The sequence below is a fragment of the Autumnicola tepida genome (assembly GCF_031846485.1).
Classification (GTDB): domain Bacteria; phylum Bacteroidota; class Bacteroidia; order Flavobacteriales; family Flavobacteriaceae; genus Autumnicola; species Autumnicola tepida.
In genome coordinates this window covers 418,822-431,888 of record NZ_JAVRHQ010000001.1, presented here as the reverse complement: position 1 = coordinate 431,888, position 13,067 = coordinate 418,822, and the positions used below count along the sequence as shown (strand labels likewise).

At 34.0% G+C, this 13,067-nt stretch carries 14 protein-coding genes and 1 pseudogene; 2 read left to right on the top strand and 13 right to left on the bottom strand.

Going from position 1 to position 13,067, the window contains the following annotated elements; genetic code table 11:
• Positions 1-7 precede the first annotated feature (7 nt).
• The 4 genes and pseudogenes from RM553_RS02085 to RM553_RS02070 all read right to left on the bottom strand — a co-directional run.
• Positions 8-1,312, bottom strand: coding sequence for a relaxase/mobilization nuclease domain-containing protein (locus RM553_RS02085; RefSeq protein ID WP_311533317.1), 1,305 nt, complete (start codon positions 1,310-1,312; stop codon positions 8-10).
• Entirely contained in the window at positions 1,300-1,689 is a 390-nt protein-coding gene (locus tag RM553_RS02080; RefSeq protein ID WP_311533316.1) for a plasmid mobilization protein, read from the bottom strand. Before RM553_RS02080 ends, RM553_RS02085 begins: the two co-directional genes overlap by 13 nt.
• A 235-nt stretch (positions 1,690-1,924) precedes the next feature.
• Positions 1,925-2,824 (bottom strand): DUF8464 domain-containing protein, encoded by a 900-nt coding sequence (locus RM553_RS02075; protein ID WP_311533315.1) that lies wholly within the window; start codon positions 2,822-2,824, stop codon positions 1,925-1,927.
• A gap of 100 nt (positions 2,825-2,924) precedes the next feature.
• A pseudogene (locus RM553_RS02070) lies at positions 2,925-3,365 on the bottom strand (AAA family ATPase); the annotation flags it as partial.
• A 206-nt stretch (positions 3,366-3,571) separates the two neighbouring features.
• On the opposite strand from RM553_RS02070, the gene RM553_RS02065 reads away from it, so the two are divergent.
• On the top strand, positions 3,572-3,862 hold the full coding sequence (locus tag RM553_RS02065) for a hypothetical protein (RefSeq protein WP_311533314.1): 291 nt from the start codon (positions 3,572-3,574) through the stop codon (positions 3,860-3,862).
• Positions 3,863-3,876: 14 nt separating this feature from the next.
• Here RM553_RS02065 and RM553_RS02060 read toward each other — a convergent pair whose 3' ends face one another.
• The 3 genes from RM553_RS02060 to RM553_RS02050 form a co-directional block, all read right to left on the bottom strand.
• Positions 3,877-4,086 (bottom strand): hypothetical protein, encoded by a 210-nt coding sequence (locus tag RM553_RS02060; RefSeq protein ID WP_311533313.1) that lies wholly within the window; start codon positions 4,084-4,086, stop codon positions 3,877-3,879.
• A 323-nt stretch (positions 4,087-4,409) separates the two neighbouring features.
• The gene (locus RM553_RS02055; protein WP_311533312.1) at positions 4,410-4,694 is read right to left on the bottom strand and encodes a hypothetical protein; all 285 of its coding nucleotides are present in this window, start codon (positions 4,692-4,694) and stop codon (positions 4,410-4,412) included.
• A gap of 444 nt (positions 4,695-5,138) precedes the next feature.
• Positions 5,139-5,801: a DUF6904 family protein gene (locus RM553_RS02050; protein WP_311533311.1), complete on the bottom strand. Its 663-nt coding sequence runs from the start codon at positions 5,799-5,801 to the stop codon at positions 5,139-5,141.
• An 86-nt stretch (positions 5,802-5,887) separates the two neighbouring features.
• Between RM553_RS02050 and RM553_RS02045 the strand changes: the two genes are divergently transcribed.
• Positions 5,888-6,214: a hypothetical protein gene (locus RM553_RS02045; protein WP_311533310.1), complete on the top strand. Its 327-nt coding sequence runs from the start codon at positions 5,888-5,890 to the stop codon at positions 6,212-6,214.
• Positions 6,215-6,284: 70 nt separating this feature from the next.
• Here RM553_RS02045 and RM553_RS02040 read toward each other — a convergent pair whose 3' ends face one another.
• The 6 genes from RM553_RS02040 to RM553_RS02015 form a co-directional block, all read right to left on the bottom strand.
• Positions 6,285-6,404, bottom strand: a complete 120-nt coding sequence (locus RM553_RS02040; RefSeq protein WP_311533422.1) for a type I restriction enzyme endonuclease domain-containing protein — start codon at positions 6,402-6,404, stop codon at positions 6,285-6,287.
• A gap of 11 nt (positions 6,405-6,415) precedes the next feature.
• A complete protein-coding gene (locus RM553_RS02035) occupies positions 6,416-6,574 on the bottom strand; it encodes a hypothetical protein (RefSeq protein WP_311533309.1) in 159 nt (52 codons plus the stop codon).
• A gap of 11 nt (positions 6,575-6,585) precedes the next feature.
• Positions 6,586-7,590 (bottom strand): PDDEXK nuclease domain-containing protein, encoded by a 1,005-nt coding sequence (locus RM553_RS02030; protein WP_311533308.1) that lies wholly within the window; start codon positions 7,588-7,590, stop codon positions 6,586-6,588.
• Between the two features lie 62 nt (positions 7,591-7,652).
• Positions 7,653-11,315: a YobI family P-loop NTPase gene (locus RM553_RS02025; RefSeq protein ID WP_311533307.1), complete on the bottom strand. Its 3,663-nt coding sequence runs from the start codon at positions 11,313-11,315 to the stop codon at positions 7,653-7,655.
• Positions 11,316-11,323: 8 nt separating this feature from the next.
• On the bottom strand, positions 11,324-11,923 hold the full coding sequence (locus RM553_RS02020) for a restriction endonuclease subunit S domain-containing protein (RefSeq protein WP_311533306.1): 600 nt from the start codon (positions 11,921-11,923) through the stop codon (positions 11,324-11,326).
• Positions 11,924-12,130: 207 nt separating this feature from the next.
• Positions 12,131-13,048 carry a hypothetical protein gene (locus tag RM553_RS02015; RefSeq protein WP_311533305.1) on the bottom strand — a complete coding sequence of 306 codons (918 nt, stop codon included), beginning with the start codon at positions 13,046-13,048 and terminating at the stop codon, positions 12,131-12,133.
• Positions 13,049-13,067: the final 19 nt, after the last annotated feature.

Here is a 13,067-nt window from a genome sequence, read left to right as displayed (position 1 = left end):
TATTTTTTTACTGGTTATTATTCAGGTTTCTTTTTTTCTTCTTTTTGCGTTTCTTTTTAAGCTGATTGGACACGTAATCTGAGGTGTTTTCTGCCTGGGTCAACACCTCCAATACATTTACTTTTCTTGTTGATATGGAAGCAGATTGAAAGTCTTTATCAGCTTCTTTGGTTTCTGCCGCAGCGGTAGTCTGTGGCTGTAACCCAATGGTTTGTTTCGGGGCGGGATGCCTTAGCAAATCCTGCCCTGAAACACCTTCCGTCAAACACCTTTCCTGAATGGCTTTTGCACTATAGGCTTTGCCCAAAGCGCTTCCGTTAAAAACACATTTGGTTTGGTGATCCACATACGTGATTCCGTATAAAATTCCATTAGCATTTTGCCTTAGTACGATATGAATACCCTGTTTTTCCAATGCAGATATTAGTTCTGGAATGGATGCCTTTTTTGATAACAATTCTTTATCCACCGCATTTTTAATCAGTCTTTTAAAAGGTGTTCGTTTCGCCACATTTTCTTTGAATTTCTGTTCCAGGAATTTCAAGGTAGGTTTATTATAAAACAGGCTGGCTTTGATAGGAACCCCTACCGGATTACCATTGGCGTCCAGTACCCGGTATAGCAATCCGCCAGTTTGGTACACCTTTGAATTTTCTGTTCCCCGTTCTGCTTTTACATTGTATTGATTGAGTACTGCATTCAGTTCCGGAAGACTGGTATATTTGTATGGATTCAACACATTTTCCAGAATGTTTTGGATAGCCATTTTGGTTTGTGATTTACCATACATTGCCTTGCCTACAACTATGGATTTTAACTGATGATTTTCATCTTTCTTTTGGGATTCAGCATGTACCAAACCAAACTCTTTTTCCAATGCTTTACGAGCGGGTTCTGATTTACGAATACCTAAATGGTGCAAGTCAATTCGTTTGCCATCGGCTTCGATATTGGTAGTTACCAGATGGATGTGTGGATGCCCTGCATCCTGGTGTTGATAGACCAGATAAGGTTGCTCACCAAAACCAATTTTATCCAGATAACTGTCGGCTATTTCAAGCAGTTTTTGCTTTGACAAATGGTTTTCTGAAACATCAAAATTGAGTGAAATATGGACACTATTCCGTTTTGTTTTTTCATTTAATTCCATCTGTTTTAAAAAGCGGTTCAACTTCATGGTAAAGCTCATTTTATCCGGGTCAACCGGATAATTTCCTGCCCCGATACATTCCGCAACGCCTTGCTTCACTTTGTTCTCATTGTAGTTTAAAATGCGGTGAATGGAGTGCCCTGTTTTGATTACTGCAACCATTTTTCTGCCATTTTTTGGATGTGATTTTTGATCTCATCCACCTTATTGAACAGGGTTCTTTTTTCTACTTCATAGGCAATCAGCCAGCTTTTAAATTCTTTAATTTCATGAAGCGTATGGAGCTTTTTTACCGCCTGATTAAAGTTATTGCCCAGGTGGTTAAGTTCTTTTCTGAGCTTAGCCATTTCTGCCATAAAATCATCGGCAGATTGGTTGCGATATGTGGTTACAATGGGCTTTTCAAAAAGGCTGTGACGAACATATTCGCTTAGTTTTCGGCAGGTGCTGTGTTGCCATTTTTTTTCGATTTTTTCATACTCATCGGGTGTTAAACGCAGCCCGACAATGCGTGTCCTGTTTGATTTTTTTCCTTCCATCTCCTTCTCCTTTATCACGTTATCAAACTCAAAAATTCATTCTATACGCCCTGCCCACGAGTTCCGAGTGACAGGCAGCAAGATGTCGGTTGTTTAACAACCGTTCATCTTGCCGTTTGCAGGAACGTTGCAAACTCATCGTTTTGCCAATGTCTCCCGGATGCCTATTATTCACTTTCAGGGATTTTGGCAATTCTCTAAATAGTGAGGTTTTCTAAAATGCTTAGAAATACTATCACAGTTTACTCCCTAAGCGTTTCTTCTGCTGCTTCTCAATATGCACAAGCCAGTCATTAAGGTCTTTGTAGTTTCGGTAAAGCCTGCTTTTATCATGATACTTATTTCCAATAGACAATGCTTTTCTGGCAACTTTTTGCCCGGCGGCATCATTGTCCAGGTACAGCTTTATTGACTTGTGCGATTCCAAAAATGGGCGTGCGTTTTCATACAGGGAAAGGGAATTTAAAATGACAAAATCAGAAGTATTATTTACCTCATTTTCTCTGATACTTTTGAACGAAAGAAAATCCATAAAGCCCTCGAATACTGTCACCTCATCAGAACCATTTTTTACAGTAGTAATGTCCTTTGGAGAACTGCTTGCTTTGAAGTAAGGATTACGTATTTCAAATCCGCCGGAATCATTTTTAAAACCGATTCCGTAATAGCTTTTGGCATTCAGTTTATAATGTACTTCCAGGCAATATTGGGTTGCAATTTCCACAGGAATTTTTCGTCGTTCCAAATAGCGAATCAATGCATACGAACTAAGCTCAATCTCTTTTAAAATTTTAAGTTGATGCTCAGGTTCACCTTCTCTTTTGGGAATACTTTTTAAGGGCTCTTGAAAAGAAAAACCACCATCTAATTTTTTTAGAAATTCTCCAACGGAACAATCAAAATATTGAATCCCAAAATCGATAATATTACCTCCCTTACCAAGACCATGATCGTACCATCGGTTCAGTTTTCGATTAACCTTGAAAGAGGGCGTTTTTTCCTGCCGCAATGGAGAACGATACCAATAGTCATTGTTCCTGATTTTTGAAGGTTCATGACCTAACAAGGAGAGGTACTGAACCATATCCATTTCCTTAGCTTCCTCAATGGAAAGTTTTTGTTTCCTGAAATCCATAACTACACATTTTCATCTTCACTATTCAGTTCACGGACGTAAAGTTAAACAAGTGGTATGGCTTCCACCCATCCTCTCTATATTTTGAACAGGATGGTAGTCAGCAGGTTAAAAGATAATCAAGAATAAATTTTGCTCTTTTTAAAACTGTGGTTTCAGGCAGTTCAATCAATTTATACCCCAAGAAAGAATGGCTTTCTTTCATGTTATGATACGTGGCAACTGCTTCTTCAAAAGTCTGTTTTTTGTCGGCATCATTTACGTAAATTGCTTTCCAAGGTGAGGTAATAAAAACATTAATATAATATCGGTTTTCTTTCGCTGCCTGCCATATTGTTTCAGGAATGGAAATTTTGCAGGGTTTTAGGTATCCGATGACATCTGGAATACCAAGGTCAAAAAATGTTAATCCACTCTTCTCCGACACATTTTGAAAATCTTCAAAGGATTGCTGAAACATAGACATTGCAAATCCTTTTTTGTCAAGCCACGGTAAACGATTTCCATCTGTTTTAAGTTCTTTGTGAATAATGCTTCTACCAGTTTCTTCAACGGAATGTTATCCTATAACTGTAAGTTGTTCTACCACCGAAGTCTTTCCCATTCCGGGACCTCCAGTAATAATGAGAGCGTTTGATTTATTTTCCATAGCTCTAAAAATTATCTCCTCTATATTTTGATGAGGATGATTTCTTTAACTCCTACTATTTTTGTTACTGATGTTGAATGATTTAAAAACGTGTGATTATGTTGACAACGAATGATGTAGCCAAAGTGTATGATACGATATTAAGTATCCCTGGTATGAATGACACAGTGAAGATTGATTTGAGGATCTCACGTAAAAATGTGCTATTACTAAACCATGTAATTGAGCGTGGATTGGTCGTTAAAGATGATGAGAAGAATAATGGACTTTTATCCAATGTGCCCGAAGAAAATCTGGAAGAATTGAAAAGTATTGCCGGTCAGTATCTCGAAAAAGCCGGACTGATTGAACTCAATGAAAAGCTGAATGAGTTAGGAAAAGGGAAGTAAAGTATTCAGGCTGGTTATTCGGTTATCCAGCCTTCTTCTTTTCTGATATTCTGAACATTGTTTGCAATGAGCCAATCTTCAAATAAAGAATCGTCAATGGGAGTAAATTTAATAAATTCTCCTGATGATAGCATGATGGTAAAATCTTTTGCTACGGTAATGTATTTGAGGAGTTCTGAAGCTGAATACTGAAATCCGGGAAAATGCTTGGCGGCTGCTTTCATATCAATATGGATTAATACCGCCTGATTTAAAATAGCGCAGGCAGCAACTTACAGCACTGAGGTCTTAGGAAACCTAACAACAATAAGTGCGCCCACGCAATAGCATGAGCGTTCTTCACTTGTTGTCCTGCTGTTATCGAAAGTTCCTAAGTTTCAGTGCCGGACTCAAAGCAAAACGCTTCAAGAATATTTTTTACAAAGATAGTTTTTTGAATCTTAGATGGAAATGAAAAAATTTCTATTTAATTATGTAAGCTATTTGAAAATAAAAATCTTCTGAGTATAAGCGAAATAATGAAAATGAATTACCCTCTATTTTAACTCTAATTTAAACGATCCAGGATTTTTATCATTTCCAGAAGCGTACCTTTGGGCTCTATTTTCCCATCTTCCCAATTTTTGAGTTCCTCAATAAGACTACTACCCGAATATACTTTCTTGATTTCTCCACTAAACGAAAATTCCTTTTCTCCTTTTTTGTTAAATAGCATATTTAAAGTTTCAAAGCATCTGTCTGCAGTCTGCTGACTATCAAAAATCAGGCTGGTCAAACGCTGCTTCTTGTAATAAATAGTCAATTCTGCTACCGTTTTTCTATTTTCTTCCATATTAATTTCTATTAAAATTGACCTGATATTTACAACCTTAAGTTACTTTAAGCTCATCTTCTTATTTCTCACAACTTGAAATGTAAGAAAAAAGGATCACATCCTTTGGAAGGCTCAATTTACTTATTACACACAGAATATCTCCCACACTACGGTAAATAACTACCTGCGTTTGTTCAAAGCCAGGAACTTTTTCTTTCCCATACTACTATTCCGAATTGCTTATTTTAGTAATTTGTAAATATTATAATATTTTAAGTCTTATATTCAGCCTCGGATGGCATTTCCCTGGTGATGGTATAAGACTTATTTTATAAGCCTTAAATGGGACTTTGGATTGCAGTCTCCTTATGCGACGGTTTAAGGTTTTTAAAAGCAGCTTTAGATAGTTTTGTAGATTTTCAAAAATCAATTCTGTCTGAGAGCTGCTTTTTCACTTAACGATTACCAAACTATTTCAGGATAATCATGATAATTTAATTCTTCTATATTACAGCTTAATTCCTTAGCCCTGCTTACCATATCAGACTTCCACATTCTATATGCTGGCGAATATTGGGAATAAGCCATTAACAAATCTGGTATACTCCGAAATCTTCTTTTTCCCGGGGTCTTGCTTAAATATTCTATATTAATGGCCTGCAGCACTAAAAAAACCAGGTCATTATGTATATCAATTCCTTGACCTAGGAAATTTTGAATTTTTTGTGCGCCCTGCGGATCATAATCAAATAAGGCTTTTTTACAATTATATTCCAGGATATAAAGGTTTGCCTGATCCAGGGCATCCAACACTACATAACCTGCATTATAGCGAAGAACAGAAATCAAATAAAGTAAGCCTGTCCATAGGTATCTGAAGCCTAAATATTCAACCTTATTCTCAGAATCAAAAACAAAATTTTCTTTCAACCTGGAATGCTGGAAGGCCTTACGAAGCTCGTAAGCAAAGCCCATTATTATATCTGATTTCCCCTTCTCTTCCTTTTTATATTCATTTACCCTCTCTCCTATTTTGTGAATGGTTTCATACAGGCTTGTTAAGTCACCGTAATCACCCCATAATTCTATTCCTGTCCCTTTCCTGGTTGGGTTACTTTGAAGCATAAAGCATTTTAATTATGTATTCTTTTTCAAATATCACCATTTAAATCAATGTAGTATATTTAGTAATCACCAAATATTCAATAATTATGGAAGAGCAGGGAGCATTTAAAGAAGTACAATTTCACGATGAATTCAGGAAAGAGGTCATTGACAAATTACTTGAATTACACCGTCAATTAGTTTTACTCGAACATCTTGAAAGGGGATCAAGAATGCCATTTTTGAGAAAGATAGCGATTCTTCGTGATTTTTTTTGGGATTCAGATATTGAAGAATATTTATACGATAATGAAGATCTTGGATACATATATAATAATCTGGAGAGGTTAATGGAAAAACTTAAAATTTATGAGCCATTCCCTAAATGGTCTTATCGAAAGCCAAAGTCATACAAATTCAAAAACTTTTTATAGGGTATTTTTACTATTTGAGTGGTTAAATATTTACACTGTTAGTGCCAGGCCTTAAATTTTAGGGGTTCCTCTAAGCTGGTCGATTCTTCTTAAAATTCTCCGCCTGTTCAAAGATTTCTTCATAAACCTCGTCTCGTTCCACTGGCGGATAACCGTGTTCATCGAGTAGTAGTAGTAGTAGTAGTAGTATAAGCCCGACTTTTAAAGCTTTGCCAAGAGAAATTCCCGAAGATCACTTTCAATGAGCACTTCATCTTCCTGTCGGGATATGGTTCCTCCTAATTGATGCTTGTAACCTTCCTGCTCCAGCTGCGTGGCAAAAACACTTTCCAGTTGTGCTTCGGTAAACTTTTTACTCATTCCAGCCTGGTTTATTGTAATTTTTTCTGTGCTATACGTTCCCGCGCTGCGACCAGGGCATGATGTATTTTTTGTTCCAGTTCTTTTTTCGGTGGCAATTCTGTCCAGTATTCGGCGACCATGATCCCGTTTTTATCCATTTCTAAAAGTTCTATTTGTTCTGAACTGGCTTCAGCACATAATATTAACCCGATGGGATATTCTTCCCCGTTCTGTTTTTCGTACTTATCAAGCCATTTAAGGTAAAGTTCCATTTGCCCCTTATAGGCCGCTTTAAATTTGCCTATTTTCAATTCGATGGCTACCAGTCGTTTTAATTTCCTGTGATAGAAAAGCAGGTCCAGATAAAAATCTTCCCCGTCTATAATCATTCGCTTTTGGCGTTCGATAAAAGCAAATCCTTTCCCCAGTTCCAGGATAAAATATTCCAGTTCTTTCAAAATGGCGGCTTCCAGGTCATTTTCAAGATAGCCTTCTTTTAATCCTAAAAAATCCAGGAAATAAGGGTCTTTAAAACTATGCTGCATGGCTGTGCCGGAATGCGACAACTGACTGTTGGCAATTTCTTTGCGCTCAAAAGCTTTTCGTTCTATTTGCTTCCGGGTTTCCCTTACACTCCAGCCTTCTTCTGCTATCTGGTGGGCATAAAAGTTTCTGGTTTCTTTGCTTTTTATTGGGAATAGTTCCACAAAATGCGACCAGCTTAATTGTCTTGATAGGGAATCTACAATTTGAATATCGGGATAGATATCGGCAAATTGCATCATTCTCCTTACATTTCGGGTTCCAAAGCTATTCCCGTAACGCTTTTTCAATTGTGACGACACCGTTGTCACAATGTTTTTACCATAATCTGCCCGTTCATTTTGCAGTATTTCCTCATTTATGCGTTTGCCTACTTCCCAAAACACCAAAGTCATGGTACTGTTTACCTGTACCGCGATTTGATGTTTTCCCTGTTCTATAAGCTGGCTTAGCTCCTCTACCAGGTTATGTTGTAGGCCGTTTTTATTCATGTTGTATTTGTCTTGTGCTATAGGAAAGCGGTTAGATTATCATTGGATTTTATAAACATGGTTTATTTTCTAAAGGTTGTAACTTGAATAAGATCCTGTTTTTCTTTTATTTTAGAGATTTTACCTTCCTTTTTTAAGAGCTGGAAGAAATTAATCAAGATGTCAGATTTTTCAAAGTAAGGCATTGGTCCTTTTTCATTTAAATGTTTATAGTCCCCTCCTAAGGAATTTAAAAAAGACGTTATAAATTCCTTATCAAAAGAAGTAGGATTATTAAGGAATAACTTTATTTTCTCATTTGTTTTTAAAAAGGATTTTAATAAAATTGAAGAAATGGATGAATCAGACAATTTTAGTTCTGTATATTCCAAAACCATTTTTCCAATTAGAGTCAGTGCTTTATTATTCGTTATTGCGTTTTCCGTTTCGAATTTTTCAATTAACCTTATCTTATGAGAATCAGCTAATCTAGAATTTCCGAGGATTTCCGCTAAATCAGGCTCTGAGAGAGTAATTTCTGCATATATTTTGAAAAACTCTGAAATATTCAGGATAATAAAGATAAGATGTAGGGGGGCAAAATTTGTTCTTAGTTTGTTATAATTCTCTTGATTGAACCATAATTTATGCTCATCTACTAATGCTTCTACTTTTTTTACGGATATACTTTCAAAGCTTAATTCTTTAAAAGCAAGCGGTACGGCTTTTAAATAAGAAATATATAATTCATCGAGAATCTCATTGTTTAACAAGAAATCACGTCTGAAACTTAGAAATTCCTTATCTGTTTTAATAGAATTTTTTACTAGAGATTTAGCAATTTTTGGATTATTTAGGAAACCAGTAAGTGTTTCCGAAAATGAATTCTCCTTTTCTTGATAGTAAGAAATTACATTTTTCCAGGTAGGTTCTATCTTTAAATTTTCAAGTAAAAAATCACTCAATTCTTTAAGTTCTTCTAATTCAGAAAGGGAAGGCAATAGAGTTTTGGTTTGAGAGATTATGTTTTCTTTACTTGCCTTTTTGATGTCTGGATTGTTTAGTAATTTAAGTAGATAGTCCTGTTTTTCTTTGAAGTTATCTTTTAGTTTTAAATAAACCGAATTGACATACTCCTCTATATTCTTTTCTACATAATTAATTAAGCTATCACAACCAGACGATTGAATGGCTGCATAATTACTATGATTAAAATCACTGTCCCTGTATTCACCGAATTCCTTTATCATTATCCTCAACATATAGGGATTGATTTCATAGTTATTCATAGAATAGATGTACTCCCTTATTTTATTAGAGGAATCATCCCATTTTAATGATTTGAATTTTAGATCAAAATGATCTATGATTTCGATTTGTCTCTTAGAACCATTTACTACTGAAAAAAAATCTGATTTTTCATTTAACACTACTTCTAATTGGGAGGTAGAAGCTATTTTTTCTATATCTTCAATTTCAGCGTTATTAAGAATAAGGGAAAGATAATTAGACCTTTCATCTTCTGAAAGAGAGCTATCTTTTTCAATGTAACGCCAGAAATGTGTCCAATTTGCACATAAAGTTTTGACGAATAATTGTAAATTTCCGCCTTCTTTAATGTAAGAATAATTGAATTTTACAGAAATATCAGATTCATTTGCTAATTGTCGGAAGAATATTTCTTTCTTGGTAGCAAATTTACGGCTCTCAAGAAGGTGGCCCAACAGTGAATAATTAAGAACATAGCTTTTCTCAAATTCTGAATCACTTATTTTCTTTATCACATTATCTACTTCATCCAACTTATAATTAAATTCGCTTTCAGATTCATTCCTTACATTCATTAAGAACCAGTGATCTCTTTCTGTTATGCTACCTGGATAGAAGTAAGAAATATAGTTAAGGTAATCTTCAGCTATGTAACCATTCCGAATCAAAAGAATAATTAATTGTTCCTGCTTAGAAGGTTTTGAAGACAAAGTGATTCTTTTATTCTTTAGAAGATATTTTATTTTAGCACTTTTAACTCTTCTTTTTTCTTCCTCTTTTTGATTTAATTTTTCATGTATATCCTTAATTCTTCCAGAATTTTTGCTTTCAATTTCTCTTTTTCTTTCAGAATATAATTTTTTTGGATCCACATATGATTCTACATCAGAAAATTTAATGTTAAATTGTCTATTATACTGGTTCTCTCTATAATAAATTGTGCCACTTTTTAATTTTTCGAAGTTTTCCTCTTCTAACATTTTTTCAACGGAATAATTGGTATTTGCAATACGAAAATATGTTAAGCTGTTTGCACGTTTTATATATTCCATAAGGTAAACTCGTCTCAATTCTTCCATATTTTTAGGTAATGCTTCTTCCAACTTAGCCAGCTCACTTTTTAAACTTGAAATTTCCTCATTAATTTCTCGGATTGTATCGTTTATCCAAGCGGATTTTTTCTCTACTAGGTTTTTATATAATAGGCCTTGATTTTTCCCTAGCATAACAAAATCTTCAGGATAAATATTTTTATATACGATTATTGCGAAAAGTTTATTTTGATATTTCTCACCTTTAAATTTTTGAAAGTAAATATGGAATTCGTTTACAGTATTATACAGAAGCCGCATATCATCTACATAAAATGCAACTTGATCTATCAATTCTGTAGATAAAGAATAATCAAATTTTCCTAATGCTCGGGTTAGTTGTTCATTGGAGTTAGAGTAGTTGATAACTGGTATAACCGGAATTATGAAGTCGAAAAATTTTGTACGATCTTTATCCTTAAACATTTCATCACGAATAGCATAAATAAAGGTTACGGTACGATTAATCGATTTTGAATTATTTATTAAAAGATTTATTTCGCGAAGTTTGGTAAAAATCTCTGTTTGCTCAAAACGATCTAAATCCTCGATAATTACAACATTATAATCTGTTACTTCAAAAAAATATAATATTTCATCCAGATGATTATTTAAAATAGATTTGTCTATTTTATCCGCAACCTGAATTTCAAAATTCTGAAAATTTAATTTACTAATTGTAAATTTTTGAGAAAACTCAACTATACCTCTTAGGAAATAAAAGCAAAGTATCATTCCTCCAATGGCCAATAAACCCTGTAGGATATATGCGAACCATAATTTAGGTTCCGGCAGATTCATTAAGGATCGGAGATAGTGAAAATTAAAAAAAGTAAATAATATGAAGATAAGTCCAAATAACAACCAAGTGGTCTCCTGAATTTCCTGGGGCTTTAAACTCCTTATCTTTTTGAACCGAGAATCTGGTATGTTATCATATTTTTCATGATAGAAGATTTGTTGAAGAATACTTAATTCTATTAATCTTAATTGGTCTTTAGTACCCATCAGAGACCCTGTTGTTCCATTTGTGATAGTTGAAAGGGAATCAACATTTTGTTTAAGCTCATCATTAGTTATTTCTCTACGTGAGAATGCATTTTTGTCTTCTACCTCTTTAAAAGTTGCTAATGAAATATTTAAAAATTTCAAATTTTCATTTGTGGTTGTCTCCTGAAATGTTTTTAAAATACTGCTTTTCCCAGAGCCGTAGGTTCCTGTGAGAGCGATATTCTTAATATCTTTCTCTTTCCTGTTTAATAATGCCCATTCTAGGGAATCACAGTAAAACTTATGTTTTTCAGGATCACTTACAGGTGATAGAGAATTAAATGGAACATTTATAAAGTCTTCAATTTCCTGATTTTTTAAACTACCTTTACTCATAGCTAATATTATATTGATTCTTCTATGGTCGCCATTTTTGACAAGACAATTGATTCAATTTTTTCCATCTTGAAATTTTCAGAACGTTTAATCAATATTTCCTGAGATAGAATTTTGGCTTTACTCGCAAACCGATTTAAAAGGTCATCATTCAAAGGAATTGCAATCAGATATTTCATAATCCAATTCTTATCTCCTCTTGGCATTTTTGTCCCTTTACTTCCTGATATTACATAATCAAAGAAGATATCTTGTTCCAGAGTATAATAAAGGAAGGTTGGATTAATTCTACCGTTTAATTTAAAGCAGATAATATCATTTGAACATCCCCCAGCAAAATTAGCTTTCCAGATTTTTTTTAAGTACGGACGGATATTTGAGATTAATATGTCTCCTACAGTAAATTTAGTCACTGTCTTTGAATTGGGAAGATTAGTAGCTGCGGTTATCCCTTTTCTTTCCGGTAACATATTTTCTGTTGAAATGTAGTTTTCCAGATTCAGCTCTTTAATATTTATTCTTTCTTTCGAATAATGAGTTAACTTTTTTAAAGGAAGAACTTCCCACCCCTCAGGAATTTCCTTGTCGAGTTCATCATTAAAAACCATACTTCGGCCAGAGGATTTATAAGGCTTTCCATCTTCATTAGGAAATTCAAAATCAATAAACCAATGTTTATAAAGTGCCTGCGCGGTTTCTTTCAGCTTTTGGTTTATCTCTTCATTAAAATCAGGACTACCCTATGATGAGCATTTTGTATCAAAAATGGGATAATTTACTTGGATGTTAGCTCAGTTCTTTATTGTATGCAGTTTTTATTCTACATCATATCTAGTTCCATCTTTGTAAATTATTGCTGATACATTATAAACTCTTTTAGCTCCAGGAATTATTTCTCCTTCCATATCTAATTTCTGACTAGTTTCCAGATCACAAATTATACTAGTTCCATTTGAAAAACTTAGATTTCTAGTTATCACCAATTCTTGGAAATAATTATCTTTCATTGTAAAACTGAATGAGTTGTCATTATAGATAGCCTTCCATTTTGATCTATTTCTTCTTAGAACCGGAGAAACAATTTCTAACTCGACTTGTTCCAAAAACTCATCTTCTATCTCAGCTTCTTCAATTATAAATTTATTAAAGTCTGCTCTAGGGACAATTTTCTCTTGCCCAATTGGTTCTAAATTCCTGTCCAATTCTTGTGTTGAAACTTTACTAATTTTTTCTTCATTTAGTAGTGTATTGTAAAAGTTAGATTTAGATATTTTTACCTTATTGGTTTCAGCAAGTACAATTGATAAGTTCTCAATTATTAAAGTATTAGCTTGCGTATTTTCTGGATCACTATCTTCTAATTCTCTTTTTAATTTCTCTATTGACAACCTGAGTTCTTCCTTTTTCAGCATTTCCAACTCAGCGTCAGTTTTTATAGAATTCCCAACTACATCTGAAATTATAGTTGCTGAAATTCCCGCTAAAAACGCACCTATATATTTTGCTTGTTTTTTATGCTTTAGAACGAACTTGTATATTTCCTTTATTCCACCTTCTTCTAAAGCATAAGCCTCAGTTACAACTTGTATATCTAATATTTTAGATACTTCCCCGATAATTTTTAAAAGCTCATTCTCTGCTTTATTTAAAGTGTAAGCATTCATTGAATGAGATTTGTCACTTAAGTAATAATGGATTTGAAGTGCATTGGAATCTTCGTGGAATTCGATCATAAAATTTATGTTATAGTTA

Bases quoted from the DNA above. Each gene is read 5' to 3' on its own strand.
- RM553_RS02015 (WP_311533305.1), bottom strand. From the start codon at position 13,048: ATGATCGAATTCCACGAAGATTCCAATGCACTTCAAATCCATTATTAC.
- RM553_RS02065 (WP_311533314.1), top strand. From the start codon at position 3,572: ATGTTGACAACGAATGATGTAGCCAAAGTGTATGATACGATATTAAGT.
- RM553_RS02055 (WP_311533312.1), bottom strand. From the start codon at position 4,694: ATGGAAGAAAATAGAAAAACGGTAGCAGAATTGACTATTTATTACAAG.
- RM553_RS02060 (WP_311533313.1), bottom strand. From the start codon at position 4,086: ATGAAAGCAGCCGCCAAGCATTTTCCCGGATTTCAGTATTCAGCTTCA.
- RM553_RS02030 (WP_311533308.1), bottom strand. From the start codon at position 7,590: ATGAATAAAAACGGCCTACAACATAACCTGGTAGAGGAGCTAAGCCAG.
- RM553_RS02085 (WP_311533317.1), bottom strand. From the start codon at position 1,312: ATGGTTGCAGTAATCAAAACAGGGCACTCCATTCACCGCATTTTAAAC.
- RM553_RS02080 (WP_311533316.1), bottom strand. From the start codon at position 1,689: ATGGAAGGAAAAAAATCAAACAGGACACGCATTGTCGGGCTGCGTTTA.
- RM553_RS02025 (WP_311533307.1), bottom strand. From the start codon at position 11,315: ATGAGTAAAGGTAGTTTAAAAAATCAGGAAATTGAAGACTTTATAAAT.
- RM553_RS02045 (WP_311533310.1), top strand. From the start codon at position 5,888: ATGGAAGAGCAGGGAGCATTTAAAGAAGTACAATTTCACGATGAATTC.
- RM553_RS02075 (WP_311533315.1), bottom strand. From the start codon at position 2,824: ATGGATTTCAGGAAACAAAAACTTTCCATTGAGGAAGCTAAGGAAATG.
- RM553_RS02050 (WP_311533311.1), bottom strand. From the start codon at position 5,801: ATGCTTCAAAGTAACCCAACCAGGAAAGGGACAGGAATAGAATTATGG.
- RM553_RS02020 (WP_311533306.1), bottom strand. From the start codon at position 11,923: ATGGTTTTTAATGATGAACTCGACAAGGAAATTCCTGAGGGGTGGGAA.
- RM553_RS02035 (WP_311533309.1), bottom strand. From the start codon at position 6,574: ATGAGTAAAAAGTTTACCGAAGCACAACTGGAAAGTGTTTTTGCCACG.